Genomic DNA, 25,611 nt, shown 5'->3' with positions numbered 1-25,611 from the left:
TGAATTTTTATTATATAATAACGAGAGGGCCCGCAGCTGTGATCTGAGGGTAAAGGTAGAATCATGACAGTGATTATTAGAAACGCCAGCGTATTGAATAAGGAAGGCTTGCTTGAGCGCAAACACATCGAACTACAGGATGGTGTGATCTCGGCTATAATCGACGGAAATGAAGCTATCGGAGAAGCCACGGAGATCATTGATGCTGAAGGTAAGCTGCTCATTCCGGGACTCATTGATATGCATGTGCACTTGCGTGAACCGGGATTTGAACACAAGGAAACAGTGGAAACCGGAAGTCGCTCAGCTGCTAAAGGCGGATTTACAACCATTGCATGTATGCCAAATACTCGTCCGGTGACAGATAGCCCGGAGATCGTGCAATTTGTGAAAGACAAGGCGCGTGAAGCAGGACTAGTTAAAGTGCTTCCTTATGCAGCCATTACGAAAAATGAGCTCGGACGTGAGTTGACGGATTTTGCGGCGCTCAAAGAAGCTGGAGCTATTGGTTATACAGACGACGGTGTGGGCGTACAAAGTGCTCAAATGATGAAAGATGCAATGAACATCGCAGCATCGCTCGATATGCCAGTCATTGCTCACTGCGAAGATAACTCGCTGGTTGAGGGCTGCTGTGTAGCTGAAGGTGAGTTCGCTAAGAAGCATGGCCTCAAAGGAATTCCGAATGAGTCAGAAGCGATCCATGTTGGGCGCGATATTTTGCTGGCAGAAGCGACAGGCGTTCATTACCATGTATGCCATGTCAGTACTGAACAGTCGGTGCGGCTGATTCGCCAAGCAAAAGAGATCGGCATTAAAGTAACTGCTGAGGTATGTCCGCATCACTTGCTTCTTGCTGAAGACGATATTCCAGGCCTTGACGCCAATTGGAAAATGAACCCGCCGCTGCGCTCCCGCCGCGATGTTGAGGCGTGTATCGAAGGGTTGCTTGATGGCACACTAGATATGATTGTTACAGATCATGCGCCACATAGTGAGGAAGAGAAAGCAAAAGGAATGCAGCTGGCACCTTTTGGTATCGTTGGATTCGAGACAGCTTTCCCACTCTTATACACGGCGTTTGTAGAAACCGGAAAATGGGATTTATCCTTACTAGTACAAAGAATGACTGCCGATCCTGCACGGGTATTCAGATTGAACACCGGGGTTATGGAGATCGGAGCTCCTGCAGATTTGACACTCATCGATCTGGAGCAGGAAAAAGAAGTAGACCCAGGTTCCTTCGCAAGCAAAGGACGCAACACACCTTTTGGCGGCTGGAAGCTTAAGGGTTGGCCAGTAAAAACTTGGGTGGACGGCAAAGCCGTATGGACTGAGAAAAACTAGCGGACTGGTGAGGCGAAATTGCTGATCTTTGCGGATCAGCAATTTGAGCGCGTACACTCCGGAAGGCATGCAAGGCATACGTATCAGACTACAGAACATGAAGGAGTGGAAGGGAATGCAGGCGAGATTGCTGCTTCAAGACGGAACTTTATTTACAGGTACCGCATTTGGCGCTGAAGGTGAAAAGACAGGCGAGGTTGTTTTTAACACAGGAATTACAGGATATCAAGAGGTGCTGTCTGACCCTTCATATTGCGGACAAATCGTTACCATGACGTACCCATTGATCGGGAACTACGGGATTACGCGGGATGATTTCGAATCTGTTCGACCTTTCGTACACGGTTTTGTAGTGCGTCGTCATGAAGAAGTTCCAAGTAACTGGCGCGCAGAATACAGTGTGGACGACCTGCTGAAAGAATACGATATTCCTGGAATCAGCGAGATTGATACCCGGATGTTGACGCGGATTATTCGCCACTACGGAACAATGAAGGCGATCCTGACTACCTCTAACAAACGGGTAGAGGAATTGATGGAAATGATGGGCGACACTTCAATTGAAGAACTGCGCAATCAGGTAGCTCGCACATCTACTCCAAGCATGTACAATAGCCCGGGAACTAAAGAACGCATCGTGCTGGTAGATTACGGAGCGAAGGCTGGTATCTTACGCGAGTTGAACAATCGCGGTTGTGATGTTGTAGTTGTACCTCATGACGTAACTGCTGATGAGATTCGTCGCCTCAATCCAGATGGTATCCAGCTGTCCAACGGCCCTGGGGACCCGAAAGACGTTCCACACGCAGTGAAGACGATCTCAGAATTGCTTGGCGAATACCCAATCTTCGGTATCTGCTTAGGTCACCAGCTGTTTGCACTGGCTTGTGGCGCGGATACAGAGAAGCTGAAATTCGGACACCGTGGCGGTAACCATCCGGTTAAAGAATTGGAGAGCGGACGTTGCTTCATTACTTCTCAGAACCATGGCTACACAGTGAATGAAGACTCTGTGAAGAGCACGGATCTAGAGGTTACTCACATTAATAATAATGATAAGACCGTTGAAGGACTTAAACATACCCGTTATCCTGCGTTTTCAGTACAGTACCATCCAGAAGCAGCACCGGGACCTCATGACAGCAGCTACTTATTCGATCGTTTCTTACAGATGATCGCTGATCATAAAGCTAACACACCTGTAAGCTCGCGCCAGGCGCAGCTTGCGGCAAACGCCAGAATCACGGCGCCAAAACCTACAGTAAAACAGCTTGAAGCCGTGAAAGGAGCTCTATAACATGCCTAAGAATGAAAAGCTTAAAAAAATATTAGTAATCGGTTCTGGACCGATTGTTATCGGGCAAGCCGCAGAATTTGACTATGCCGGAACGCAGGCCTGTCAGGCCCTGAAAGAAGAAGGCGTCGAAGTTGTGCTGATCAACAGTAACCCAGCGACTATCATGACTGACACCAATATGGCTGATAAAGTTTATATCGAGCCGATTACCCTTGAATTCGTAACTGGCATCATCCGTCAGGAGCGCCCAGATGGCTTGTTGCCAACTTTGGGAGGACAGACAGGTCTTAATATGGCTGTAGAATTGGCTCGTGCAGGAGTACTAGAGCAAGAGAATGTTAAGCTTCTAGGTACCCAGCTTGAGTCCATCGAAAAAGCAGAGGATCGCGATTTGTTCCGTGATCTGATGCGCGAACTGGAACAGCCTGTACCAGAGAGCACTATTATTACCACAGTAGATGAAGCGATGAAATTCGCTGAGGAAATTGGTTTCCCTCTAATTGTACGCCCGGCTTATACGCTTGGCGGCACCGGCGGCGGGATCTGCGACAACGAAGAAGAGCTGCTTGAGACTGTCAAAGCAGGTATTCGTTATAGCCCGATCGGACAATGTTTGGTGGAGAAAAGTATTGCCGGCATGAAGGAAGTTGAATACGAGGTTATGCGTGATGCGAACGACAACTGTATCGTTGTCTGCAACATGGAGAACTTCGACCCGGTAGGTGTGCATACAGGTGACAGTATCGTTGTGGCACCTAGCCAAACGTTATCCGATCGTGAATATCAAATGCTGCGCAGCGCTTCACTCAAAATCATTCGTGCGCTGAATATCGAGGGTGGCTGCAACGTGCAGTTCGCACTGGATCCGCAAAGCTATCAATATTATGTAATCGAAGTAAATCCACGTGTCAGCCGCTCTTCGGCTTTGGCTTCGAAAGCAACCGGTTATCCGATTGCCAAAATGGCTGCCAAAATCGCGCTTGGTTACACACTTGATGAAATCGTCAATCCAGTTACTGGACAGACCTATGCTTGCTTCGAGCCTACACTTGACTATATCGTAAGCAAAATCCCACGCTGGCCGTTCGACAAGTTCATTCATGCGAACCGTAAGCTGGGCACACAAATGAAAGCAACTGGAGAAGTTATGGCCATCGGTCGTACCTTCGAAGAGTCCATTCATAAAGCAATTCGTTCCCTGGAAATCGGTGTACACCGTTTCCGCCTGCCGGGCGCTGAAGATTTGGAAGAAAGCGTCCTGCGTGAACGTCTGGCAAAACCTGATGATGAGCGGTTGTTCTTGATCGCGGAAGCCTTCCGCCGCGGATTTGGCTTGCAAGAGATCCAAGATATCACTAACGTGGACTGGTGGTTCCTGTCCAAGATCGAGGGATTGATCAACTTTGAAGAGGTTATCCGTGGGGATGAAAGCTTATCAGCAGAAACCCTGTATCAAGCTAAACGCAGAGGTTTTACAGACCGTGCGATTGCTGAGATTCGTGCAGAAGGACAAGCGAACGTTAAATTCATCAAAGAAGCTGATGTACGCGCGCTTCGTTTAGAGCGAGGATTAACGCCTGTATTCAAAATGGTAGATACCTGTGCGGCTGAGTTCGAAGCTTCTACACCTTACTACTACTCTACTTATGAGACTGAAAATGAAGTCATTCATTCCGATAAACAAAAGGTTATCGTGCTTGGATCGGGTCCAATCCGGATCGGTCAAGGGATTGAGTTCGATTACTCCACTGTGCATGCAGTATGGGCGATTCAGAAGGCAGGTTATGAAGCGGTTATTATCAATAATAACCCTGAGACTGTATCTACCGACTTTAATACTTCGGACCGGTTGTATTTTGAACCCTTGTTCTTTGAAGATGTAATGAACGTAATTGCGCAAGAGAATCCGATTGGGGTTATCGTACAATTCGGAGGCCAAACAGCCATTAACCTTGCTGCACCATTAAGTGCCGCTGGCGTTAAGATTCTCGGAACTAGCCTAGACAGTATTGACGAAGCTGAAGATCGGAAGAAATTCGAAGCTTTGCTGGCTCGTCTGGATATTGCCCAACCAAAAGGGAAGACGGTTATCAACGTAGATCAAGCAGTAGAAACTGCACAATCGCTTGGATATCCAGTCCTGGTACGTCCTTCCTATGTACTTGGTGGACGCGCAATGGAAATTGTATATAATGATGCGGAATTGCTTAGCTACATGGTAGAAGCGGTTAAGGTGAATCCGGAGCATCCGGTATTGATTGACCGTTACATGCTTGGTAAAGAGGTTGAGGTAGACGCAATTTGTGACGGTGAGACGGTAGTTATTCCAGGGATTATGGAGCATGTTGAGCGTGCAGGCGTTCACTCCGGTGACTCCATCGCTGTATATCCTCCGCAATATCTGGATGAAGGTCTGAAAGCAAAAATTGCAGAGATCACAATCAAGATTGCTAAGGAACTGAAAACGATTGGTCTGGTCAACATCCAGTTCGTCATCTATCAGAATGAAGTGTACGTCATTGAAGTAAATCCACGTTCATCGCGTACGGTTCCATTCTTGAGTAAAGTAACTGGAATTCCAATGGCGCATCTGGCAACCAAAATCATTCTCGGCGGCAAGCTGAAAGATGACGGTTATACAGAAGGTCTATGGCCGGAAAGTGATTATGTATCGGTTAAAGTGCCGGTGTTCTCTTTTGCCAAGCTGCGTAGAGTAGAACCAACGCTCGGACCTGAAATGAAATCGACGGGTGAGGTTATGGGCCGCGATAAATTGTATGCAAAAGCTTTGTATAAAGGTCTAATCGGAGCAGGAATGAAAATTCCAGCAACCGGCGCTATCATCGTTACAGTGGCAGATAAAGATAAAGCAGAAGCTGTGGAGCTTATGAAAGGCTTCCACTCGCTGGGTTACAAGATCATTGCTACCGGAGGCACCGCTCAAGCGCTTGAAGAAGCAGGTCTCAACGTAATGAACGTGAACAAGCTGGATGAAGGTGCACCGAACATTCTCGACTTGATTCGTGGTGGGCAAGCCAACTTCGTCTTTAATACACTGACTAAAGGGAAAACACCAGAGCGTGATGGATTCCGTATCCGTCGTGAAGCGGTTGAGAATGGCGTCGTATGTATGACATCACTCGATACAGTAACGGCACTGCTCAGAATGCTGCAGACGATCAACTTCTCGTCACAGTCCATGCCTGCTTTTGTCGGACAATTAAACTAATCTCATAAAGATGCATAGGGCGGTTTGCGTTTACGCAGACCGTTCCGCTATGCCTAGGGGCTAATAAATGAAGAGTGTGGATTTAAGTCTGCACTGGATGGGAGAACGGTTATGGGACAGGGAGATGCAAAGTGGAATGAAATGGCGAATCGCTTGATGATCGCCTTGGATTACCCTGATGTTGCTGGGGCAAGAACCTTGATTGACAAGCTGGAAGGGATTCCTTGTTATATGAAAGTGGGAATGCAGCTCTTCTATGCAGCAGGACCGGAATTCATTAATGAACTGAAATCTCGAGGGTATTCTGTATTTGCAGATGTCAAAATGCATGATATTCCTAACACGGTAAAAGGCGGGGCAGAAAGCCTTACGAACCTCGGTGTAGATATGTTTAACGTACATGCCGCTGGAGGCTCGGCAATGATGGCTGCAGCCCGTGAAGGCGCTGCTTCAGTAGTTAATGGGAATGCTACGCTTAAAATGCCTTTGATTATCGCAGTTACACAGCTGACCAGCACGAGCCAAGAAGTGATGAATAACGAAATTGGAATCGCAGGAGACGTAGCAGATACTGTAGTCAGATACGCTAAGCTGGCAGCCGCTGCAGGTCTGGATGGAGTAGTGGCTTCACCGCAAGAGTCTTCAGCGATCGCAGAGGCTTGTGGGCCCGCATTTTGTACAGTTACACCTGGTATCCGGCCAGCAGGTGCATCCCTAGGTGACCAGTCCCGGGTGATGACGCCGGGCAAAGCCATTCAGCAAGGCAGCCACTTCCTGGTGGTGGGACGTCCTGTTACAACTGCAGCTGATCCACGTCAAGCAGCACTAAATATTATTGAGGAGATGACCCTAGCATGAGTACATTAAATAGAAGTGAACAAGTAGCAAGTTATCTGCTTACGATAGGAGCGGTGGCACTGCGACCGCAGGAGCCTTTTACCTGGACCTCTGGTATTAAATCCCCGATCTATTGCGATAACCGTCTGACTATGGCTTACCCAGAGGTACGTAACTATATTGCTGATGCCTTCGCTGAGCTTATTAAAAGCCAGTATCCAGATGCAGAGGTGATCGCAGGTACAGCAACCGCAGGCATTCCTCACGCAGCTTGGGTAGCTGATAAACTCAATCTGCCAATGGCTTATATCCGCGATAAAGCTAAAGGTCACGGCAAGCAGAATCAGATCGAAGGCCTAATTAAGTCGGGGCAAAAGGTAGTCGTTATCGAGGACTTGATCTCCACTGGTGGAAGCTCCATCAAAGCAGCTCAAGCTGTGCAAGAAGCAGGCGCAGAAGCGTTGGCTGTATTGGCAATCTTCAGCTACGAGCTGGATCGTGCGGTCGATGCTTTTGCTGCCGCTGAAATGCCATTACAAAGCTTGTCCAACTACAGCACATTGATTGATGTGGCTCTTACACAAGGCGAGATCGCAGCTACAGATGTGGAACTGCTGAAATCTTGGAGAAAAGATCCTTCCGCATTTGGCGTTTAAACTAAATATTTAAGTATAGATTGGACGGGCCTCTCACATTTTGGTGGGAGGATTTTCTTTTTAACTGCACCGAGTGCAATTAAAAGGAAAAGGTGCTCTGACACTCTGGAATACTATACTCTGCCCCGGTGATTCCTCGCGCTGTCGTCACACACGCAGAATAGTTGCAGTTCGTGCACTTAAACTAACCTTCCTTAGAGGATATGGCGATATAGTTGCACTTTGTGCAATTATATCCACCAGAAATCCGCCGAAAGCTCCTAATAACGTTTTTTAACTGCACATAGTGCAATTAAAAGGAAGAAGCATAATACATTCGGCTTTAATAGTTGTACAAAGTGCAATTATCCTGCGTAGAAGGGGCGATTTGTGCCGGTCACAGGAAAGGTAGCAGGTTAGTTAGTAGGTTAGTTAGTAGGTTAGTTAGTAGGGAAGGCAAATGCTGTATTGGTAAAAGGAAAAGTAGAGTGGAGTGGAGAGTAGGGTTTTGGTGTTTGCATTTACATTCACATTCTGACATTTGGCTGACCTGCGCACTGTCGCTCTGGTATATTGCGCTCTGACACTCGGGATTCTGAGACTCTGCAGCTATGCGTTATCGCTCTACACTCTGAACGCTCTGACACTCTGGAATACTATATTCTGCGTGTGTGATGCCATCGCAATGTCGTCACACACGCAGAATAGTTGCAGTTCGTGCACTTAAACTAACCATCCTTAGAGGATCTGGTGATATAGTTGCACTTTGTGCAATTATATCCGCCAGAAATCCTCCGAAAGCACCTAATAACATTTTTTAACTGCACATAGTGCAATTAAAAGGAGAAGCGCAACACACACAGCTGTAATAGTTGCACAAAGTGCAATTATCTTACCGTAGAAAGGCATATCAGGATCCTCAGAAAACTCCCGGAATGTTTTTTATAGAAATAATATGAAGAAATCGTAGCATAACTTTAAACAGCCTGTAACTTCCCCTCCAGAATAAAGCTATATACTGTTACTAGAATTATGGGTAATTATTCATAAGGTGGATGGATTGAGTATTTTATGGGAGGGTTCAAGAATGAATCATATAAATAATAATAGAAGGCTATGGCGGCGCTGGTTAAGCTTTGGAATATGTGCAGCACTCCTATTGCCTTTAATTTCTGAAAGCAGGCATACAGCCTGGGCAGAGGCTTCTAAGCCATCTACAGAACAGCGCGTGTTACGTATTGGCAGCCTCTGGTCTGGAGAAGACGATTCTTCTTTTCGTCAGCAGTTTACAGATATGTATGAATTGCAGCATCCTGAAATCAAACTTGAGATTATTCCAGCCATCAATATGAATGAGCTTCGTTTTGACAGCACCTATCCAGAGGTTAACCCAGATAATCTGGAGAATATCCGAACAATTATGGGCGGTGCACAGCCAGTTGATGTAATCGTCGGTGATAGTACATTGGTGAAGAGTTTGGTGAAGCATAATCTGGTGCAATCGCTGGAGCCGCTTATCGCACGAGATCAATATGATTTAAGCAATATGGCACCTACAATGTTAAATGGAGTACGTGAGCTGGGTGGAGGAAGTCTTTACGCGTTAGCGCCGACCTTTATGTCGAGTGCGTTATATTTTAACAAAGGTATTTTTGATGCTGCTGGTGTAGGTTATCCGACGGACGGAATGACTTGGGATGAAGTGTTCGCGCTGGCCGAAAAGGTGACCAAGAAATCGACAAATAAAGATAAGCGTATATATGGATTTTCGATGAACCGTTATATGAGCGATCCTTTCTGGGATATGCAGACCTATGTCTCACCGCTTGAGCTTGCTATGTATGACAACAAGGGACATAAGATGGAGGTAAACCAAACACAGTGGAGTCAAGCTTGGACGACCTACAGCCAATTGGTGAAAAAGCAAATTACACCTGGGTTAAACGGTATGGATTTTATAGAAACAGAACGGAGCACCTATAGTCCTGTCCAAGGGGATCTATTCCTTACCGGAAAAGCTGCAATGGTAATTGGAGAATACGATTATCTTAATGAGCTTGCAGGTGTGAGCCGCAATGCAGCAAAAATTAAAAATTACAATCCCGTCGATTGGGGTTTAGTTACCGTACCTACTTTTAAGGAGAAACCAGGAGTGGCTGTAGGTACTTGGGTAGGTAATATGATGGCTATCAACACTATGGCTGCTAATAAGGAAGATGCTTGGGATTTGATCAAGTTCGTCAACAGTAATGAGGTAGCCAAAATTAAAGCTCATACCCGCGGGGAACTAACTTCCCGTAAGGATTACATTACCACGAAGGTACCTTCAGTAAATCTGGAATCCTTCTATACGCTCAAACCATTACCAGCCAATGATCCTTTGATGAACGTCCTACAAACACAGAAGCCTGGAATTAGCCGTATTAACGATGTTGGGCGCCAACTATTCACAGAAGTTTATCAGGGCAAAAGAACGGTGGAGAGTGCCCTCAAAGCTTGGGAGAAGCAAGGGAATACCATGCTGGGTACGCTCGAAAAAGATCCCACATATTATTTCGACTCTATAGGGGATTAAGTTTTGGAATATGTAGCGGCCACCGGATTTCCGGTGGCTTATTTTGTGGAACTTGGGCATGATAAGTTCAGAGCAGCGTGAGATTAATTTGCGAAAAGGAGAAGAGGGCATCATGAATTGGATATACTTCGCGAAACTGTTCAGAACGAGATTTCAAGCAGGTTGTTTAGCAAAAAGGTTGGAGCAAGATGGCTGGATTTATGGCTACCATGACCCAAGTTTTGTGGAAATTTATCGATCCCGCAAAGGAAGATATGGGGTTAGATTTTTGCCTTGAGAACTTTTACAAATTCATCCTTGACGTAGACCCATTTTGTACTGTATATTGTTTATTGTCGCTGTTTGAATATTATTTCTGACGCGGGGTGGAGCAGCCCGGTAGCTCGTCGGGCTCATAACCCGAAGGTCGCAGGTTCAAATCCTGCCCCCGCAACCAATTTTATTACAACAGCAATTGTACATTCGGATATTTTTAGATCCGGGCCCTTAGCTCAGTTGGTTAGAGCGGTCGGCTCATAACCGATTGGTCGGGGGTTCGAGTCCCTCAGGGCCCACTTATCAAAAACCCTTACTTTGTAAGGGTTTTTTGCTGTCTATAAGCTTAGCAATATAAGAAAGTAGAATGGATAAAGAACAGAATTTTGAGTTTGCTAACGGATTTGCTAACGGGAATTATTTTTCTGCAGTTTCGAGCTGTTTTTCAGCGTATTTATTCAGTTCTGCTTCAATTTTATCAACGGCCTCTTCCTGCATGATTGGGAGTAGGTGTGAGTATTATTCGTTGAACATCGCTGGAGTCATACCCAGTCGTTCAGCAGCTACCTTTAGCTTTATATAGCTCCGACCAGAGTAGCAACATACTAAGTCAATTTCCTTGTATGAGTCCTCGTATTCTTTTTTTTAGCCCCGATTTGCGTATAGCGTTCCCTAAGACCATCAATAATATTCTGAAAAACCTTGCAAAGTACCACTGGAGATCAGAGTACCAATTTAGGATATTTCTAATGTCGTTTGTAGAGTACGGCAGTTTACTTCTCTGCCACTGCCGCTCTTGCTAAGGGGGATTTAATAAAAATTTTAGTAGAAGGTCTGACATTCATTTTAAATAAATGTTATAATTATTAAATCAGTGTGTAGAGATATTGGTCTTTTTTGTTGGGCCAAAAATATATGTCTCATGATACGTCTGCCATCTGAAATATTATTCACGGAGATGACAAACATGCATGGAGACAAAAGACTGCCCAGAAACGGAAAAGAAGGTATACTATTTTTACTCATTATTTCAATCATTTCAGTAAACACTATTGCCCCTATTATTGTGGGGTTGGAACGTGGCTTCAGTAAGGAAGTGTATATAGATACACTAAAGGTTATTCCGTTTATGTGGATGATCGTAGTTTTATCTGTAAGATTAGTTGCAGGACCGATTGTTGGGAAAGTGATGCCGAAATTCATGGGACAAACAGATGGATTTAATGCAGGGATTCTGTTGAATACTTTATTGAATGTCACGGTGTTATCTATTTTACTATCAATTATTGGCACATGGGTTGGGACGAAACAAATAAGCCTGGATCCACTTAAAAATTTCCTTCACATCTGGCCAAGAAACTTTGGTATAGCATTTTGGATTGAACTGTTGGTTGCGCAGCCGATAGCAAGATTTGCTATGAAAACATTACACGCAAGACAGGATCGAAAATCGGAAAGTGTAAATGCGTAACTAGCTAGATTTTTGTAGACGAATAAGAAAAAAAGGAGCGTCCATGGTGGGCGTTCCTTTTTTATGTCGTAGTAGTCGAACTATAATGCTCAACAGGAGATGCTCGCGAATGACTGAACGCACAATGTAGAAGCATGCTCTAAATACTGCGTACTTTTGATTTGCCTTTGGGGCAAATTGCTTCCTAAAGAATTAATCCAGCAATAACTCTAGCCCCCGGTCACCGCGGTTGAGTTTACAAGTACCCACTAAGGAGAAGTAACCGATGAAAACGAAAATACTCTTTTACTATCTGTGATAATTGCATTTACATGCACCGCAGTCACACTGGAGCCAACCACAAGAATAATGAATAGGGTGTGTCTCAGTGCCTAAAGGAGCATGACATCTCCAGCATTTAGTGTGACGTATTCCATATTTCATAATTTGTTTTTCTTTGATATGCGTTTGGAAGTATTCTTTTTGTGATTTTTTTCGTTTTTCTTCCTCTTCTTTCCTAAGTTGTTCATTTTGTTGAATTATGAATTTTCTTTCAGCTTCATTCTTTTTAATAGCGAGCGCTTCTTGAACGTACCCTTGAATTAAGGAAATATCATTTTTCAAGCAACATACTATCTCTGTTACATTCTGTCGTTCATCGGAAATCATTCCATATAGGTTAACGCCATTGTTAAAGTCATCTTGCGATAAATTAAGCATATCAAGATTTCCTGACACTAATGAACGACTTATCATAACGTTTCCAATGGATAAAAATCCTGAACTCAATTTCATGCTCAATATGCTATCTTTATGCAGATAATTATTACCTTTAATTTCAATGATGGCGAATTGTCTGTTTACTGTTGGAGTATAAGTTAATTTATTATCGATTTTTATAGTATTTGATTCCGAAAGTTTCTGATATTCTCTATCTTCTATTATTGTAAGAAGACCCTGTAATACTCCTTTGAAAAATCCCATATTATGTACTCTCCTTTTATTTAAATCAGGTTTATTTTACCATGTGAAATAGTTTAATAGTGAGGAAATTTGAATTGTATTTGACTGAGGATTAGTAACATAAGGACTCTGGAGTATGAAAGATTTGTTATGGACAGAAAAAAAGAAAGAGTTATCCAGTATCCGATAAAATAGCTGTTGGGGCACTTTTTCTTGCTGCAAACTTACTTATACTAAACACCAAACTTCGTTTGATTAGGGAGCATTTTTGGTATGAGGCTCCTATCGGACCCAGCTGACCCTTAAAGAGGTTTTTCTCCACATTTGCAATTCTAACGGACTCCATAGTCGCTATTGGCATAAAAAGTACCGCATTTGAGTCTCTTTCTAGGCATTAGCGTCCATGGAGTCCGAAACCATGCTTCAAAGGCTGAAAATCAGCAAATAGCGTCATCTGGGTCCGATAGATCGAGGTGGAGGATGTTAGTTCGTTAGTTCGTTAGTTCGTTAGTTCGTTAGCTCGTTAGTGCCATGCTCCTCGCAGATGTAGTTGCAGAAATTACAATGAGAAGTAGCCTATAAAGGAACAGTCAGTAGTTTCACCTCTGCAACCAGCATATCTAGTATGCGAGCTCATAAACCATACAGTAAAGCACAAAACGGCACTGCTCCAAACCATGAAATGGTTTGGAAGCAGCGCCGTTTTTGTTAGCAGTCAGCTAAATTCCTCCAATGGAGAGCAAGGTGACCGAAACGATGTACCCAATTGCTTCCGACCGCAGTCCCAATCGCAATCTCGATCGCAGTCCCAATCGCAATCTCAATCTCAATCGCGATCTCAACCGCAGTCCCAACCGCAGTTGCAGCCCAGATCGCAATCGCGATCCCAACCGCAGCCCTAGTCGCAATCCCGATCGCAGTCCCGATCACAGTCCTAATCTCAGTCGCAATCCCGATCCCAACCGCAGTCCCAACCACAGGCCCTGGGTTTCCACCAACATCCCTAAAGTTTCATGCTGTCCCACAGCTGCTGGAATGCCCCGGATTCGACCTCGAAGAATACCGGTGCCTGACCGTAGCGTACAAGTCCTTGACCGAACAGCGTCAGCTCTACTCGGGCGTTGTCTTCCAGCTGCAGATAGATGATCTTGCGGTCTTCGCTGTCGTAGATGCCTTGCTCGATCAGCGGCTCTGCTGCCAGCGGTTTAGCCGCTTGGAGTGCTGTCAGGAAGCCATCAAGCGCCTCGCCATTGGCGATTGGCGCCTGCTGCTGGAGGCCGTTGTTCCAGCTGTTGAAGCTTTCCGACTGAGCTGAAGTAACTCGGCCTTCAAGATTCAGCTTGCCGAATAGGTCGGCGCCGCTGTTTATGGTGATGCCGTTCGTGTGCTCATACAGTTCAGCGAATACCTCGCCGTTGATTTCCGAATAGGACATAATCAGGAAGCTGGAATCATAGCCCTTCACGGAATAGAGATCCGTTTCGCCGATGTTCGAGGCTAACTCAATATATTCGTCGTTACCGCTCCATTCGTTGATGCCGCCTGTAGTGCGTCCTAACTTGTCACCGCGCAGAGCGGCAGCATCGGCAGCGTCGATGCGAGTCGCTGACTGTGTGTAAATATTATTTTTATACACGACCAAGGCGATCATATCTGCCTTCACGCCAGATTCCTTATCTGGCAGTTTCAGCTTGGGAATGACAATGCTGCCCGATGTAGCTGTGCCCGAATTGCCAGCATTGCTTACACCCGGAGTTACCTGGGCAACCTGCCCCGGGGAGCTCTGACTGTTCAACTGCTGCCATATACTAGGCCCAGCCAGACCGATTCCTGCGGCGAGCACGACACTTGCCGCGATATAAACCGTCTTGCGCGGACGTTTCCGCTCCTGCCGCTGCTCCATTTTGTCGAACAATTCTTTTTTCATTTCTTCACCTGGTTTCATCGAATCCACCGCTTTCTTATATGTTGTTCGAAACTGATCTTCCTTCACTGTGGTTCCACTCCTTCCAGCTCCAGTTTTAACAGTTGCCGTCCCCGCTGAAGTCTCATCTTCACGGCAGACTGGCTAATCTGCAGAATCTTGCTGATCTCCTGGATGGGATAGTCCTCGTAATAATAAAGATGGATTACGGTTTTATACTTCATGGGCATCGCCATAACTAACTGCAGCAGAGCCCAATCCTCGGGGCTGTCTGCCGCAATTGGCTCAGCGCTCTCCAGCTTAACCTCGCGCTTGCGCCAGCCTCTGCCCAGTAGTGTTTTACAATGGTTGGTGATTACCCGGATCAGCCATGCCTTCTGATGTTCGGCATCTTTGAACTTTGGCGCTTTTTCTATTAGCTTGATGAAGGTATCCTGAGTGGCTTCTTCGGCATCTTGCCGGCTGCCTAGATGGACCAAAGCGATCCGGAACAGCATATCTGCGTAAATTTCGTAACTCTTCATCACATGATTTCCCGGCCGGGTCATGGATCGCTGCATGATACTGTGCCCCCCTTTACCTATAACACCATTTAGGACGGCATTAGGTCACATTTTGTTCCTGAGAAAATTTCTTTGTGTTTGAGAGTAGAGAATGCCTATTCATAAATTATCGCCAGAGGGTTATGGACTCAGAAGTCGTTATTTGCATATAAATAGACTTTTGAGCAAGTTCGCGGACCCCAGTGACGCTATTCCTTAAAAAGTGGGCCTTGTAAGGTGTTTCTCATGCCAATAAAGGCGATGGGGTCCGTTACACTTCGAAATGGAGGGTTATGCAACGCATAAGATCAACTGTGTCCGATAGCTGCTAAGCACCACGCCAATATTGTCTACGCAAACGATGGTTACTTATTTAGAACAGGGGAGATCAAAAAAACGCATTTGCCCAAGCACCAATTGCTGACTGCTGGACAAACGCGTCTTTTTAATAGAGTGACTCCTTCACGGGAGATCCTCTTCGATATGTTTATATGTATAGCTAGGATCATTACCTTTAACAGGAGCCCTGCTGTATTGATAGATCCTTCCATTTTCTTTTCGATAAAAGTATCTTGCGTAGGGTTCGTCTGCGAAAATCACCGTGGTACTTACGAGGGGAGCTTTGGCAATCTGGGTGTATACTTTATAAAAATCTTCCTTCTTATAATTTCTCGTCTCTATTAGATAATGAATGACTTCTCTGTTCATATGATTTCGGAAGGAGTGGAGGGCTAAGGATGTTATTCCACAGATTAAAAGGATTAGAACGATGAAGATTAGTTTTGTATTTTTCTTCATTAATTCCCTCCATATAGATAATTTGTATATAGTATAAGATAATATACAGAGACTATTATGTCATTCATAGATATCTTGTAAATGTACAAATAAGAAAGGAGGTAAGAATATGACGCAGGAAGAAGAGAAAATACTGGAGCTGGAGCAGCGAATTAAGGTGCTGGAAAACCAAGCAAGGCCGAGGCTGCCGGGGATGAAAATTTTATGGTTTTTAATTTGGGGTTGTGTAATACAAAAAGGCAGCAAATACCGATAGTAATCCAGGCGTAGGCGAATGAAGAATTGCCGGGACATACTATATTTGCTGCCTTTTAACTTATGAAGAATAATGATTCTCTTTTAGTCTTCTTTGGGTTCTTGCAATAAAATGGAGAAGGTCCCCGTTTCGTGATCCACCTCAATCGTCTCAATGCCCACAAAATCCGGGATTTCGGGGTGTACTGCATCTACATTATAATCCGGATGAGTCAGTAATAATTCAATTACTTTAATGGCTTCCATGTCGTTCCCCCTCACGAGAAATTCCACCATAAATGAATATGCAGAGAACTATTGCAACTAAGCTTATTATCTCCGTGATCCGTTGCGAATATGTGTCAGTCGTTCTTCGTTTCTTCCCATCACGGCCAATAATTGCCCTTGGAACACACGTCTTTGGATCTGATCAATCCGCTGTAAGGCCAGCTCGGCAGGTACTTGGAATTCTGCTGCAAGATAGGAGATGGCATCTTCCCGTTGCTCAGGCAATGTCATGCGGGAGATCATGGAGTAAGGCGTCGCCGCATACAAGATAAAACGCTCTGATTCGTCCTCCTGTGCCCGCGTGAAATGCTCTGGCATCAAGGTCTGATTATCGCTGCCATGGCGAAGTAGATGACACAGTTCATGAAGAAACTCTAGCCGTTGAAGATTGGCTGGAAGGCGGTTGTCGATAAACAGGCTGTACATTCCTGCAGACGCTTCAATGCTCTTGCTTCTCACATCCAAATAATGAACCCAGATATTAAGCCGCTCTGCAATATACGATATTGAAATTTGCGAAGGCTGATGAAGATTTAATCGCTTGTATAGATCCTCCGTCCATTTCTCAAGCACAGTCATTTGATAATATGATTTCATGTTCTCCAACTTATTCACCTCGTTTAAAATCACTAATAAATCACTAATGGGATCGTATGTTCGCATAAATGCGCAAAAGAAAAGCCCGAAGGGCTATGTAGAGTAAAAAAAGTCTAAGGATACATAGGAACGTTAGTTCTCATGTACCCTTAGCATAAAGCAATTACACACTAATATCAAGTGTTTTTCCCAAATTCGGAGCAACGCTTTTGCCCAGCATTTCCACCATAGTTTGGCTCTGGGTTTCAGCCTGATTCTTGGCAATATTCATGACCTGTATCCCAACATTTTGAGCTAAGGATGCTTGGCTCATTGCCATTGATAATGCAGCTATATCCATATTGCACCTCCTTTGTGTATATCCTGTTTATCGACTGTCCGCCTTCAATTCATTAGGTGATTGGCATTTGTTTGCCAATTCGCCCAAACGGCTTATCTCCTTTTTACATATCTTGTGCTGTAGTCATTAATCATTAGGAGGAATTGAAAATGGGTATGGAACATGGTTGTGGTTGTAACGTAGGTCCGGTAGTAAGTCCAGCATCAGTAGGTCCGGTGTGTAGTCCTTGGACTTCTACAGGAGCAATCCTGGTACTTTTCATCTTGCTGGTTATCATCACTAAAGCTTGCTTATTCTAAGTTAGCTGATGTGAAGTGTAGCCCCGTCTGGCGAATGCCAGGTGGGGCTATTCTGTTGCCTGGGGATGGTCAGACAGATCGTTATTTAAACATAAATTCCACCCGGGTTCCGTCTGCATAATCCTCCAGCTGATTGCCAACCCAGCTTCCTGCCCCGCGGTTATCGCTTGGCGTTATGTATTCAATGTCGGCACCAACGCCGCCTTCCTCACACATAGCCATTGGCCATTCATCCCGGTCATATCCCTTTTTAGTAGGGATCCCTTTTAAGGACTCTTTGCGGTTCTCTTCAGCCTGCTCTCGGTTAATCGTACATGTGGCGGATTCACCTTTCGCAATGGCATCCTGAATATGCTTGGCGGTCTCAGGATAGCGGTCTGATGGGAAGGTTAGCTGAACAACACTCGAATTGGATGGAGACGAGGGGTCTGTAGGCTCTCCGTTTTGTTCAAACCAGTAACTAGCCAAAGCAAGTAATGCAACAATGATGAGACTGGAGATCCATTTTTTCACTTTCAATTCTGCTCCTCCTTTTTTGGCACTTAAAATAGTATATCTTATATCATAATTCAGTGCGATTTAATATAATTAGGTAAAATAAAGGAGGACGTAACTGGATATGGAGTACATAATTACCATTGAGGATCAGACGCTTATTACGGCTGCCGAAGATATAATTACCAGACGTTATGAATGGGGGCGTCATCATGTGGGTGCAGCGCTTCGTACTAAAACAGGAGAGATTTTTACAGCGGTACATGTGGAAGCCAGCATGGGGAGGATTACAGTCTGTGCAGAAGCGATGGTGATTGGCAAAGCGATATCCGAAGGTTATAAGGAATTTGATACGATTGTTGCGGTAAGGCATTCTGATCCAGACAGCGAGGAAAAAGAGATTAAAGTAGTCTCTCCCTGCGGCATGTGCCGAGAGTTAATTGCGGATTACGGAATAGACTGCAAGATAATTGTATCGGAGGATGACCGATTAGCTAAATATGAAATCACTGAGCTATTGCCTTTAAGGTACACGAGATAAGAAAAAAGTAATGAGGAGCCGCTGAGCTCCTTTTTTTGTTGAGCCGTGAAATTATTCAGCAGTTCCTTATATCGTCCCAACTTATTTTACAACTTCATGTCCATTCGCTGAGTTCATGTCACTATTGTCCCCATACTATAACTTAAAAAGATTTAAAAGGATGGTGAGAATAGATGGAGCAGCGGATTATTCGTCAGATGGTTGATTCAGCATCAAGGTTCGTGGGCGATGTGCAGTGGCAGATGGCTTTTCGCAGATTACAAATGGCTCCGGCGGATTCGGGACTGTCGTCCTCGGCTCAGCTATTGCTGAATACCCTCTATTACTTGCAGGGAAAGGGTGTGATAAGCGGCCAACATGATTATTTGGAAAGTGCAGACGAGCTTATGGAGAAGCTTAAAAATACCAGTGGGCAATATGCTGCGCTTCATGGCTACGAGCTGGGCGCAATCAATAATCAGTCCCAGGCTCTAATTGACAATCAGCGGAATTGGGTCGTCAACAGTGCGATACGCTGGTCTAGGGCCGGCGGGATCGTAACGATGTGTTATCACGCTGCATTACCGGGGACAGCGCCAACTTGGGGGAATGTAAATACGAGCCTAAGCAATGCTGATTTTGATAAATATATAACCTCAGGTACCACCCAGTATAATGCGCTGTTAGCTGATCTGGATAAGATAGCCCTGTCGCTGAAAAAGCTTAATGACGCAGGGATTCCTGTACTTTGGCGGCCGTATCATGAAATGAATGGTGGATGGTTTTGGTGGGGGCAAAAGAGCAATTACGTTGCATTGTGGAACCTTATGTTCGATCGTTTTACCAATTATCATAAGCTGCATAATTTATTGTGGGTTTGGAGTCCAAATGCAAAAAATCAGTGGTGTGATGAGCCGGCAGAATACTATCCGGGCAGTGATAAGGTAGATGTGCTGGCGCTCGACATTTATGACGCGGATTTCAAGATTAGCCATTATGATAATTTATGGGATCTGGGTCGTGGCAAGCTGATTGCGATTGGTGAGAATGGAGAGCTTCCGTCTGCTGAACTGTTGTCCAAAACGCAGCCCAAATGGTCTTATCAGCTGACCTGGGGGAAACTCCTCTATGAGAAGAATACCGATGCTGTGATAAAAGCTTTTATGAACGACAAAATGGTATTCACACGAGAGGAGTATGCTGCTGAGGCCGCCGCTTTCGCTGCTATCGGGGATAGTGTGCTGGAGAGTGGACTCTGTGGGCAATACTACAATAACATGACGCTTAGCGGCACACCTGCACTTTTGCGTAGGGATGCCAATATTAACTTTTCATGGAGACAAGGTTCGCCTGATCCTGCCATTCGTGTAGATGCGTTTTCTGTGCGGTGGAGTGGGAAGCTGACGGCTGCTTTTAGCGAGATTTATACCATTTATTCCTACTCTGATGATGGGATACGGGTATGGATTGATGGCGGGCTAGTCATTGATAGTTGGGTGAATCAGAGCGGCCAGGAACGAAAAGGAAGCATAAGTCTGATAGCAGGTAAGCCGTATGAAATAAAGGTGGAGTATTATGAGAATGCGGGCGACGCCCGGGTTGTTTTGCAGTGGGAGAGTCCTAGCCAGATCAAGGGGGTTATCCCAGCGGGGGCATTTTATCTTCCTTAAAAAAGAGTACTTCAAGTGTACAAGCGCAAGCAAAAAGCCCCGGTTTTCCGGGGCCTTTTTACGTATGAGCGTCTTAAATTTGTTCGCGGTAGCTAATGTTGTTGGCGATCTTTTCGTCACGAACGGCTTTGCGCAGAACATCTTTGACGGTTTGGGCATCATGGATTTTTCGAAAAAGAAGCTGAGGCGCTGAGGCATCATCAGAAAATACAGTTAATGACCCGATGCCAAGCATCCGGTCCATTATTGACTGTTTCACGGATAAATCGCGTACGCGCAGCAATTCGATTTCTTCAACATTTTTACCGATAAGTCCGGTCTTTAACATAATGCGCTGACTTGTAATGGTATATGAAGTTGTGTTAAGAGCTATAATTCCTTTAAGTCGATCTGAGATGCCGGCAGGTTTGCCTTTCCAGAGCACAACTTCTTGATTGACATGATTATCTTCTGCTGGTCGATGGGCGGTCACTGGAGCGGTACCGTTAAGGCTGGTTCCACATTCTCCACAAAATTTAGCGCCCTGCTTGTATTCCGCTCCGCAGGTGGTGCAATAAGGCATAAATACCCTCCTTTTCTGATCACAATTAAAATAATTATAACATAACAGTCATTTTACATATATTTCATTTGCGCTTTACACAAACCGACATTATCCTGTTAAGTGGAGGGATAAATAATGAAAAAAGCTTTACTAATAGGAATGCTGATGATGACTGTCATCCTTAGCGCCTGCAGCAATAATTCAACTTCATCGGCACCTGCCACGGAGGAAGAAGTGCAGGAGACCGTGCAAAACTTCTACAATGAAATGTCTAAACTTGAAGAGTCAGGAAAAACTTCTTTAGCGGAGTTCAACGAAGCCATTGCTGGTTATTCAGCAGGAGAACTCACGGACAAGCAGTTGGAGAAGAAAATTAAGCAATTCCAGAGTACCGCAACTGATTTATCGAATCAAGCCGAGAAAGTAAAAATTTCCTCCAGCTTGCCTGAAGACATTCGGAAGTTGCTCGAAGAGTCTAAAGTTGCCTTTGAAAGTGCTTATTCTTTAAAAGAAGAGGCCTCTCAAGGTGCTGATTCCGCAAACGTTACGGCTGAGCAATTTAATGAATTGAATCAGAACGCTGATGTAGCGATGTTATTCGGTATTTCCAAGCTTAACGAGGCAAGAGAAGCAACAGGACTTATAGACTCCGAAGGTCAGGCTACCTCAGAGTCTGGGGACGTTGTTCAAGAATAAATCAAATCAGGCGCTGCGCAGTTTATCTGTCAGCGTCTTTTTGCTGCGAATTTTAGCTTGAATAGATATACATTAATATACATCTTTTGAATAAAGAGTGACCCTTAAAAAGGTATCTTTTTCCTAATTATTGATTAATATGCGAAGATGCGGATATAATACAAACATACGTTCGTGTTGAGAGGAATAGATATATAATTAAGGAGGGGTTACCATGGGCAAAAAGCTGGAGAAAAACGGGCTGTGGGAAAGCAGCCGCATGATGCTGCCGGAGCATAAGATACGAATTATAAGAGATGAACGGGAAACGCTGCGCCGCATCAAGCCTATTCTGGATGAGCAGAAGCTGGAGGAGATTGAATGTACACTGGCTTTGTCGTTGCGGAGTCATATACGAGTGACAGTTGTTCTTTTTGACCCTTTTGAAAATACGATGTTAAGTGGTTTTGTGACTTCCATTCACACCCACTCGCGTGAGTTTAAGCTGCAGTGGGCGGAGGAATGGAAGTGGATCGATGTGGATGATATTGTCGAGGTCTACATCGTTTAATGCTGAGAACCGTTGCCTTCGCTTTTCTCATAAGCGATTAAGGTAACGGTAGGATTACCGGTCAGATGTGCAATGGAAGCTTCAGCATTCCGAATAATTTCCAGTGCTTCTTCCTGTTCACTAAGGGCTGCAACTTTATAGCTATCGCTATGAATATCCATATGTCTCCCACCTTTCGTTAAATATTTTGTCCTTTTTTGTGGAAATCATCCTAAAGGGGACAGGGGTACAGGCAAATAGGGCAGCGGCATCATTGAATATACCAAAGGGGTGATTCTATGCTGACTTTGGAGCAATTGAGGGAAAAATCCGCGGCGCGTCTGGTCGGGCTTCATCCTGTCTTGGCGGCAGGTGCGAATGTTTTGATTCAGCAAAGCCATGCGAGAGGAGTCCCTATCGTTATTACTCAGGGTCTACGGACCATTGCTGAGCAAAATGCTTTGTATGCGCAGGGGAGAAGCAAACCAGGACCGATAGTTACCAACGCTAAAGGCGGTACCAGCTATCATAATTATGGTCTTGCGTTTGATTTTGCGCTTTTGCTGCCGAATGGCACTAGCCTTTCTTGGGATATCAATCGTGATGGTGATAAGGATAAGACAGCGGATTGGCAAGAGGTTGTACAGGAGGCTAAGCGGCTTGGTTTAGAATGGGGCGGGGACTGGACCTCTTTTAAAGATTATTCACATCTGCAAATGACTTTCGGTTTAACTATAGATCAACTTCGGGCAGGTAAACGTCCAACGACGGACCAAGCCAAAGAGGCTTTAAAAAAGATTACCGGAGGGGATGATCAGGTGAACAAAGACGTTACAGTGACCATTAACCTAAACGGCCGCAAGCTTACCGATGGCGTTCTTGATACCGGAATAACCTATGTGCCCATACGTGCGCTGGCTGAGGCGCTTGGAGCAAAGGTTACTTATGATGCTGTGACTAAGACAGTTAATGTAGTAAAAGAGTAAAACCACCATGCATAGACAGTGCCGTCCAAGGGGAAATTATCAGTGATAACTAACCTTAAAGGGAGGCATAACACTGTGAACAAGCTGATAACAAGCCTTGCATGCGGTACTGTATTATCAATGAGTCTAATGGGAGCTAGCTATGCATCAAATGCCGTGGGATCAGCAGCATTGGGCGGTATCCCAGCCGCGAATACCGGGATGGATGGGACTGCGGAACACACTCGGATGATGAATACGGAAGGCAATTTAATGAACGGCACCACGGGAACAATGAATCAGCATGAGAGCATTATGAAAGATAAGATCCGCATCGATGATAATTACAGACCTAACAACTACAGAACCAACAGCACTGTCAACCCGGCAACCAACACCACACAGACCGGCAAATACCGTGCAACTAGTACAACAACGAATGCTGCAACTAACAAAGGATCTAACTGGGGCTGGCTCGGTCTGCTTGGACTTTTGGGTCTTGCCGGAATGAGAAGCAGAAGTGACGAGCGTAGATAATCCGCGTCTATAATAACCCGTGTCGGTTCTGGCTGAACGGGTTATTTTTATTGTGAATAATTTTTTTTCGAAAAAGGATTGCGCGTTATCGATATTCATGATATTATATTTCTTGTCGCGTTATATGTGAACAACGTATGAAGCTTCAACACATAATATGCCGGGGTGGCGGAACAGGCAGACGCACAGGACTTAAAATCCTGCGGTACGTGAGTACCGTACGGGTTCGACCCCCGTCCTCGGCATCCTTGATTTATAAGGGTTTTTTCCGAAAAACCTTGGTTTTTAAAACAGCTTAGGAGAGAAGTTTTTATATAGTTCTCTCCTGCAGTTCTCTCCTTTTTCCGAAGGAGAGAACGAGGAGAAGATCGCATGACTCTCATGAAATATTGAGGGCAGTGCGATCTTTTTTATTAAAAGACCAAAACACCACTCATTGTTGATGCTGAAGATACTTTGGAACTGTATTCCAAGTGAGAATAAATGTTGGCTGTTGTAGAATAGTTGCTGTGTCCCAGCCATTCCTGAATTTCTTTCATACTGACTCCGTTGGCGAGTAAGAGGCTTGCACAACTATGACGCAGGTCGTGATAGCGAATATGGCGAAGACCATTTTTTTTAAGAGTTCTAGTGAAGTTCTGTGTGATATAGCCGGGTTTAATACGTTGTCCCAACTTATCTAGATATACATACTCCTCATAATCAGTGCAGTAAGAGTTAGCACATATGAGTTTATTAAGAGCTTGAAGCTCACGAATACGCAGCAGTAGATCCTCAAAGGCTGGCACAAGAGGTAAGGTGCGGCGACTCGGCTTGTTTTTAGCCCGGTCCTTTTCAATGATGTGTTCCTTACCTTCAAAATAAACCGGAGTTACAGTGTGCCTAATACTAATCGTTTTGTTTTCAAAATTTATAGCTGTCCATTTCAACCCAACTACTTCACTTCGGCGCAATCCATAAAAAGCAGCAAGAATGACTGCTAGCTCTATCAGCTCGCCCTTAACTTTTTCAAACAGAATATTTGTCTCCTGCTTGTTGTAAAAACTGCCTACAAAATCATTTTTCTTTGGTCTTTCAATCTTATCTGCAGGATTAGTGTTAATTAAATCATTTTTGAGAGCATGTTTTAGCGCTTTGCGAATATTAGCGTGATAATGGAGAACCGTGTTGGTTGTTACTCCATTTTCCTCTAACTCATACTGATAATAATCCTGAATATGAATTGGTAATAATTCTTTGAGACGGAGGCCTTTTTCTTCAAAATAAGGTGCTACATGATTAGTTATGACATTGTGGTAAGATGCGTAAGTGATAAATTCAACCTTGTGTTTCATCATTGCTAGCCACTGAAGCATGAAGACAGAAAATAGTGGTCCTTGATCGACTGGCTCTTCGGCTGGCATTTCTTCGATAATTTCTTCAACTACCGGTTCTTCCTCAGTAACATTTAAAAGAAGTGTAAATTCCCTCCTTGTCTCTAATAGCAATGCTTCTGCTCTTTTTTTGTTTCCCTTTACCGTAAGACCAGTAGGAATCCACTTTGGTTTTCTCTTACCTTCTTCATCCTTGCAATTCAAGACCATATAAAAAAGACCTTTTTTTTCTTGCAGGTGGCCTGCTACCATGAAAAAACCTCCTTCATAGCAGCCCGCTTGACCCTACCATTGACGCTTTTATTATAACACGTATATAAGTATTGATTCAATGCACTAAAGCGTCACAGTGAGGAAGGTCGAAGGTAAATGCAAACATATTAAGATAAAGTAGGATGTTTATTTTTGGAATTTTATAAACTCTGCCAATTTTGAAATGACAGATTTTATTATCTTGGAGTAACTTATAAGCGGTTTTGCTACTAATACCTCCAAGCATTTCACACATCTGCATAACAGTTACAATATCTGGATATTCTTGATATATGATACCATACATATCTTGAAAACCTGTGGGCAGCCAAAAGTCAGTAGTCATTAAAAGGACCTCCTTTATAAACATAATTACCAACAAGGAGCCAATAAACTATAGAATAATTCAAATATTCATAA

28 protein-coding genes and 3 tRNA genes are annotated in these 25,611 nt (G+C 44.5%); 18 read left to right on the top strand and 13 right to left on the bottom strand.

Annotated features, from left to right (window positions below):
* The first annotated feature begins 63 nt into the window (after positions 1 to 63).
* The 9 genes from NSQ50_RS23415 (at position 64) to NSQ50_RS23375 (ending at position 11,646) form a co-directional block, all read left to right on the top strand.
* The gene (locus tag NSQ50_RS23415; protein WP_038572839.1) at positions 64 to 1,347 is read left to right on the top strand and encodes a dihydroorotase; all 1,284 of its coding nucleotides are present in this window, start codon (positions 64 to 66) and stop codon (positions 1,345 to 1,347) included.
* A gap of 115 nt (positions 1,348 to 1,462) precedes the next feature.
* The gene (gene carA / locus NSQ50_RS23410; RefSeq protein ID WP_051491286.1) at positions 1,463 to 2,644 is read left to right on the top strand and encodes a glutamine-hydrolyzing carbamoyl-phosphate synthase small subunit; all 1,182 of its coding nucleotides are present in this window, start codon (positions 1,463 to 1,465) and stop codon (positions 2,642 to 2,644) included.
* A 1-nt stretch (position 2,645) separates the two neighbouring features.
* On the top strand, positions 2,646 to 5,873 hold the full coding sequence (gene carB, locus NSQ50_RS23405; protein ID WP_036683372.1) for a carbamoyl-phosphate synthase large subunit: 3,228 nt from the start codon (positions 2,646 to 2,648) through the stop codon (positions 5,871 to 5,873).
* A 111-nt stretch (positions 5,874 to 5,984) separates the two neighbouring features.
* Positions 5,985 to 6,731 (top strand): orotidine-5'-phosphate decarboxylase, encoded by a 747-nt coding sequence (pyrF, locus tag NSQ50_RS23400; RefSeq protein WP_036683371.1) that lies wholly within the window; start codon positions 5,985 to 5,987, stop codon positions 6,729 to 6,731.
* Entirely contained in the window at positions 6,728 to 7,366 is a 639-nt protein-coding gene (gene pyrE, locus NSQ50_RS23395; protein WP_076213956.1) for an orotate phosphoribosyltransferase, read from the top strand. Before pyrF ends, pyrE begins: the two co-directional genes overlap by 4 nt.
* Before the next feature lie 1,066 nt (positions 7,367 to 8,432).
* Positions 8,433 to 9,920, top strand: a complete 1,488-nt coding sequence (locus NSQ50_RS23390) for an ABC transporter substrate-binding protein (protein ID WP_076222904.1) — start codon at positions 8,433 to 8,435, stop codon at positions 9,918 to 9,920.
* A gap of 359 nt (positions 9,921 to 10,279) precedes the next feature.
* Positions 10,280 to 10,356: transfer RNA gene (locus NSQ50_RS23385), tRNA-Met, on the top strand.
* A 44-nt stretch (positions 10,357 to 10,400) separates the two neighbouring features.
* A tRNA-Ile gene (locus NSQ50_RS23380) sits at positions 10,401 to 10,474 on the top strand.
* Between the two features lie 668 nt (positions 10,475 to 11,142).
* Positions 11,143 to 11,646, top strand: coding sequence for a hypothetical protein (locus NSQ50_RS23375; protein WP_036683366.1), 504 nt, complete (start codon positions 11,143 to 11,145; stop codon positions 11,644 to 11,646).
* 288 nt (positions 11,647 to 11,934) lie between these two features.
* On the opposite strand, the gene NSQ50_RS23370 is transcribed toward NSQ50_RS23375, so the two are convergent.
* The 5 genes from NSQ50_RS23370 to NSQ50_RS23350 all read right to left on the bottom strand — a co-directional run bounded on the left by NSQ50_RS23370 (position 11,935) and on the right by NSQ50_RS23350 (position 15,852).
* Positions 11,935 to 12,609, bottom strand: coding sequence for a hypothetical protein (locus NSQ50_RS23370; protein WP_036683363.1), 675 nt, complete (start codon positions 12,607 to 12,609; stop codon positions 11,935 to 11,937).
* A 687-nt stretch (positions 12,610 to 13,296) separates the two neighbouring features.
* Complete coding sequence (locus NSQ50_RS23365) at positions 13,297 to 13,566, bottom strand: hypothetical protein (protein WP_076222902.1); 270 nt, start codon at positions 13,564 to 13,566, stop codon at positions 13,297 to 13,299.
* A gap of 25 nt (positions 13,567 to 13,591) precedes the next feature.
* Positions 13,592 to 14,581: a hypothetical protein gene (locus NSQ50_RS23360; RefSeq protein ID WP_081386857.1), complete on the bottom strand. Its 990-nt coding sequence runs from the start codon at positions 14,579 to 14,581 to the stop codon at positions 13,592 to 13,594.
* Positions 14,578 to 15,072: an RNA polymerase sigma factor gene (locus NSQ50_RS23355; protein WP_076103793.1), complete on the bottom strand. Its 495-nt coding sequence runs from the start codon at positions 15,070 to 15,072 to the stop codon at positions 14,578 to 14,580. The genes NSQ50_RS23360 and NSQ50_RS23355 overlap by 4 nt, the downstream gene beginning before the upstream one ends.
* A 444-nt stretch (positions 15,073 to 15,516) precedes the next feature.
* Positions 15,517 to 15,852 carry a hypothetical protein gene (locus NSQ50_RS23350; protein ID WP_076213969.1) on the bottom strand — a complete coding sequence of 112 codons (336 nt, stop codon included), beginning with the start codon at positions 15,850 to 15,852 and terminating at the stop codon, positions 15,517 to 15,519.
* Positions 15,853 to 15,961: 109 nt separating this feature from the next.
* Here NSQ50_RS23350 and NSQ50_RS23345 point away from each other — a divergent pair, with 109 nt between their 5' ends.
* Positions 15,962 to 16,108 carry a hypothetical protein gene (locus NSQ50_RS23345; protein ID WP_170914301.1) on the top strand — a complete coding sequence of 49 codons (147 nt, stop codon included), beginning with the start codon at positions 15,962 to 15,964 and terminating at the stop codon, positions 16,106 to 16,108.
* Between the two features lie 83 nt (positions 16,109 to 16,191).
* On the opposite strand, the gene NSQ50_RS23340 is transcribed toward NSQ50_RS23345, so the two are convergent.
* The 3 genes from NSQ50_RS23340 to NSQ50_RS23330 all read right to left on the bottom strand — a co-directional run bounded on the left by NSQ50_RS23340 (position 16,192) and on the right by NSQ50_RS23330 (position 17,311).
* Entirely contained in the window at positions 16,192 to 16,353 is a 162-nt protein-coding gene (locus NSQ50_RS23340; RefSeq protein WP_155288176.1) for a hypothetical protein, read from the bottom strand.
* A 66-nt stretch (positions 16,354 to 16,419) separates the two neighbouring features.
* Positions 16,420 to 16,971, bottom strand: coding sequence for an ImmA/IrrE family metallo-endopeptidase (locus NSQ50_RS23335; RefSeq protein WP_076142253.1), 552 nt, complete (start codon positions 16,969 to 16,971; stop codon positions 16,420 to 16,422).
* A gap of 163 nt (positions 16,972 to 17,134) precedes the next feature.
* On the bottom strand, positions 17,135 to 17,311 hold the full coding sequence (locus NSQ50_RS23330) for a YjfB family protein (protein WP_076098563.1): 177 nt from the start codon (positions 17,309 to 17,311) through the stop codon (positions 17,135 to 17,137).
* A 149-nt stretch (positions 17,312 to 17,460) separates the two neighbouring features.
* On the opposite strand from NSQ50_RS23330, the gene NSQ50_RS23325 reads away from it, so the two are divergent.
* A complete protein-coding gene (locus NSQ50_RS23325; protein WP_155288175.1) occupies positions 17,461 to 17,610 on the top strand; it encodes a hypothetical protein in 150 nt (49 codons plus the stop codon).
* 81 nt (positions 17,611 to 17,691) lie between these two features.
* On the opposite strand, the gene NSQ50_RS23320 is transcribed toward NSQ50_RS23325, so the two are convergent.
* Positions 17,692 to 18,123 carry a NucA/NucB deoxyribonuclease domain-containing protein gene (locus NSQ50_RS23320; RefSeq protein WP_036683407.1) on the bottom strand — a complete coding sequence of 144 codons (432 nt, stop codon included), beginning with the start codon at positions 18,121 to 18,123 and terminating at the stop codon, positions 17,692 to 17,694.
* Positions 18,124 to 18,229: 106 nt separating this feature from the next.
* On the opposite strand from NSQ50_RS23320, the gene NSQ50_RS23315 reads away from it, so the two are divergent.
* Positions 18,230 to 18,646: a cytidine deaminase gene (locus NSQ50_RS23315; RefSeq protein ID WP_038572821.1), complete on the top strand. Its 417-nt coding sequence runs from the start codon at positions 18,230 to 18,232 to the stop codon at positions 18,644 to 18,646.
* 173 nt (positions 18,647 to 18,819) lie between these two features.
* Complete coding sequence (locus NSQ50_RS23310) at positions 18,820 to 20,295, top strand: glycosyl hydrolase (RefSeq protein ID WP_076222900.1); 1,476 nt, start codon at positions 18,820 to 18,822, stop codon at positions 20,293 to 20,295.
* Positions 20,296 to 20,368: 73 nt separating this feature from the next.
* Here the strand turns inward: NSQ50_RS23310 and NSQ50_RS23305 are convergent, their stop codons facing one another.
* Positions 20,369 to 20,857 carry a PH domain-containing protein gene (locus tag NSQ50_RS23305; RefSeq protein ID WP_036683346.1) on the bottom strand — a complete coding sequence of 163 codons (489 nt, stop codon included), beginning with the start codon at positions 20,855 to 20,857 and terminating at the stop codon, positions 20,369 to 20,371.
* A 117-nt stretch (positions 20,858 to 20,974) separates the two neighbouring features.
* On the opposite strand from NSQ50_RS23305, the gene NSQ50_RS23300 reads away from it, so the two are divergent.
* Entirely contained in the window at positions 20,975 to 21,535 is a 561-nt protein-coding gene (locus tag NSQ50_RS23300; protein ID WP_076128860.1) for a hypothetical protein, read from the top strand.
* A gap of 214 nt (positions 21,536 to 21,749) precedes the next feature.
* Entirely contained in the window at positions 21,750 to 22,085 is a 336-nt protein-coding gene (locus NSQ50_RS23295; RefSeq protein WP_076142249.1) for a YolD-like family protein, read from the top strand.
* On the opposite strand, the gene NSQ50_RS23290 is transcribed toward NSQ50_RS23295, so the two are convergent.
* On the bottom strand, positions 22,082 to 22,246 hold the full coding sequence (locus tag NSQ50_RS23290; RefSeq protein ID WP_169744799.1) for a hypothetical protein: 165 nt from the start codon (positions 22,244 to 22,246) through the stop codon (positions 22,082 to 22,084). The two genes, NSQ50_RS23295 and NSQ50_RS23290, sit on opposite strands and share 4 nt — an antisense overlap.
* Positions 22,247 to 22,363: 117 nt before the next feature.
* On the opposite strand from NSQ50_RS23290, the gene NSQ50_RS23285 reads away from it, so the two are divergent.
* The 3 genes from NSQ50_RS23285 (at position 22,364) to NSQ50_RS23275 (ending at position 23,811) form a co-directional block, all read left to right on the top strand.
* Positions 22,364 to 23,050: a M15 family metallopeptidase gene (locus NSQ50_RS23285; protein ID WP_036683338.1), complete on the top strand. Its 687-nt coding sequence runs from the start codon at positions 22,364 to 22,366 to the stop codon at positions 23,048 to 23,050.
* A 75-nt stretch (positions 23,051 to 23,125) separates the two neighbouring features.
* Positions 23,126 to 23,566 carry a WGxxGxxG family protein gene (locus NSQ50_RS23280; protein WP_036683335.1) on the top strand — a complete coding sequence of 147 codons (441 nt, stop codon included), beginning with the start codon at positions 23,126 to 23,128 and terminating at the stop codon, positions 23,564 to 23,566.
* A 159-nt stretch (positions 23,567 to 23,725) separates the two neighbouring features.
* Positions 23,726 to 23,811, top strand: a tRNA-Leu gene (locus NSQ50_RS23275).
* A gap of 168 nt (positions 23,812 to 23,979) precedes the next feature.
* On the opposite strand, the gene NSQ50_RS23270 is transcribed toward NSQ50_RS23275, so the two are convergent.
* Together NSQ50_RS23270 and NSQ50_RS23265 are read right to left on the bottom strand one after the other, a co-directional pair.
* Complete coding sequence (locus NSQ50_RS23270; RefSeq protein WP_076222898.1) at positions 23,980 to 25,191, bottom strand: tyrosine-type recombinase/integrase; 1,212 nt, start codon at positions 25,189 to 25,191, stop codon at positions 23,980 to 23,982.
* A 76-nt stretch (positions 25,192 to 25,267) separates the two neighbouring features.
* A complete protein-coding gene (locus tag NSQ50_RS23265; protein WP_179087731.1) occupies positions 25,268 to 25,537 on the bottom strand; it encodes a helix-turn-helix domain-containing protein in 270 nt (89 codons plus the stop codon).
* Positions 25,538 to 25,611: the final 74 nt, after the last annotated feature.

This window comes from Paenibacillus sp. FSL R10-2788, assembly GCF_038003885.1.
In the GTDB taxonomy this organism is placed as follows: Bacteria; Bacillota; Bacilli; order Paenibacillales; family Paenibacillaceae; genus Paenibacillus_AQ; species Paenibacillus_AQ odorifer.
Note: the sequence above shows the minus strand (reverse complement) of the source record. Positions and strands in the feature narration are given on the sequence as shown.

What these genes read in the sequence shown, in the direction of transcription:
- NSQ50_RS23290 (WP_169744799.1), bottom strand. Translation starts at nt 22,246, where the DNA reads ATGGATATTCATAGCGATAGCTATAAAGTTGCAGCCCTTAGTGAACAG.
- NSQ50_RS23390 (WP_076222904.1), top strand. Translation starts at nt 8,433, where the DNA reads ATGAATCATATAAATAATAATAGAAGGCTATGGCGGCGCTGGTTAAGC.
- carB (WP_036683372.1), top strand. Translation starts at nt 2,646, where the DNA reads ATGCCTAAGAATGAAAAGCTTAAAAAAATATTAGTAATCGGTTCTGGA.
- NSQ50_RS23330 (WP_076098563.1), bottom strand. Translation starts at nt 17,311, where the DNA reads ATGGATATAGCTGCATTATCAATGGCAATGAGCCAAGCATCCTTAGCT.
- NSQ50_RS23345 (WP_170914301.1), top strand. Translation starts at nt 15,962, where the DNA reads ATGACGCAGGAAGAAGAGAAAATACTGGAGCTGGAGCAGCGAATTAAG.
- NSQ50_RS23305 (WP_036683346.1), bottom strand. Translation starts at nt 20,857, where the DNA reads ATGCCTTATTGCACCACCTGCGGAGCGGAATACAAGCAGGGCGCTAAA.
- pyrF (WP_036683371.1), top strand. Translation starts at nt 5,985, where the DNA reads ATGGGACAGGGAGATGCAAAGTGGAATGAAATGGCGAATCGCTTGATG.
- NSQ50_RS23340 (WP_155288176.1), bottom strand. Translation starts at nt 16,353, where the DNA reads ATGGAAGCCATTAAAGTAATTGAATTATTACTGACTCATCCGGATTAT.
- NSQ50_RS23310 (WP_076222900.1), top strand. Translation starts at nt 18,820, where the DNA reads ATGGAGCAGCGGATTATTCGTCAGATGGTTGATTCAGCATCAAGGTTC.
- pyrE (WP_076213956.1), top strand. Translation starts at nt 6,728, where the DNA reads ATGAGTACATTAAATAGAAGTGAACAAGTAGCAAGTTATCTGCTTACG.
- NSQ50_RS23300 (WP_076128860.1), top strand. Translation starts at nt 20,975, where the DNA reads ATGAAAAAAGCTTTACTAATAGGAATGCTGATGATGACTGTCATCCTT.
- NSQ50_RS23355 (WP_076103793.1), bottom strand. Translation starts at nt 15,072, where the DNA reads ATGCAGCGATCCATGACCCGGCCGGGAAATCATGTGATGAAGAGTTAC.
- NSQ50_RS23295 (WP_076142249.1), top strand. Translation starts at nt 21,750, where the DNA reads ATGGGCAAAAAGCTGGAGAAAAACGGGCTGTGGGAAAGCAGCCGCATG.
- NSQ50_RS23415 (WP_038572839.1), top strand. Translation starts at nt 64, where the DNA reads ATGACAGTGATTATTAGAAACGCCAGCGTATTGAATAAGGAAGGCTTG.
- NSQ50_RS23335 (WP_076142253.1), bottom strand. Translation starts at nt 16,971, where the DNA reads ATGAAATCATATTATCAAATGACTGTGCTTGAGAAATGGACGGAGGAT.
- NSQ50_RS23265 (WP_179087731.1), bottom strand. Translation starts at nt 25,537, where the DNA reads ATGACTACTGACTTTTGGCTGCCCACAGGTTTTCAAGATATGTATGGT.
- NSQ50_RS23285 (WP_036683338.1), top strand. Translation starts at nt 22,364, where the DNA reads ATGCTGACTTTGGAGCAATTGAGGGAAAAATCCGCGGCGCGTCTGGTC.
- NSQ50_RS23315 (WP_038572821.1), top strand. Translation starts at nt 18,230, where the DNA reads ATGGAGTACATAATTACCATTGAGGATCAGACGCTTATTACGGCTGCC.
- NSQ50_RS23350 (WP_076213969.1), bottom strand. Translation starts at nt 15,852, where the DNA reads ATGAAGAAAAATACAAAACTAATCTTCATCGTTCTAATCCTTTTAATC.
- NSQ50_RS23325 (WP_155288175.1), top strand. Translation starts at nt 17,461, where the DNA reads ATGGGTATGGAACATGGTTGTGGTTGTAACGTAGGTCCGGTAGTAAGT.
- NSQ50_RS23270 (WP_076222898.1), bottom strand. Translation starts at nt 25,191, where the DNA reads ATGGTAGCAGGCCACCTGCAAGAAAAAAAAGGTCTTTTTTATATGGTC.
- carA (WP_051491286.1), top strand. Translation starts at nt 1,463, where the DNA reads ATGCAGGCGAGATTGCTGCTTCAAGACGGAACTTTATTTACAGGTACC.
- NSQ50_RS23370 (WP_036683363.1), bottom strand. Translation starts at nt 12,609, where the DNA reads ATGGGATTTTTCAAAGGAGTATTACAGGGTCTTCTTACAATAATAGAA.
- NSQ50_RS23375 (WP_036683366.1), top strand. Translation starts at nt 11,143, where the DNA reads ATGCATGGAGACAAAAGACTGCCCAGAAACGGAAAAGAAGGTATACTA.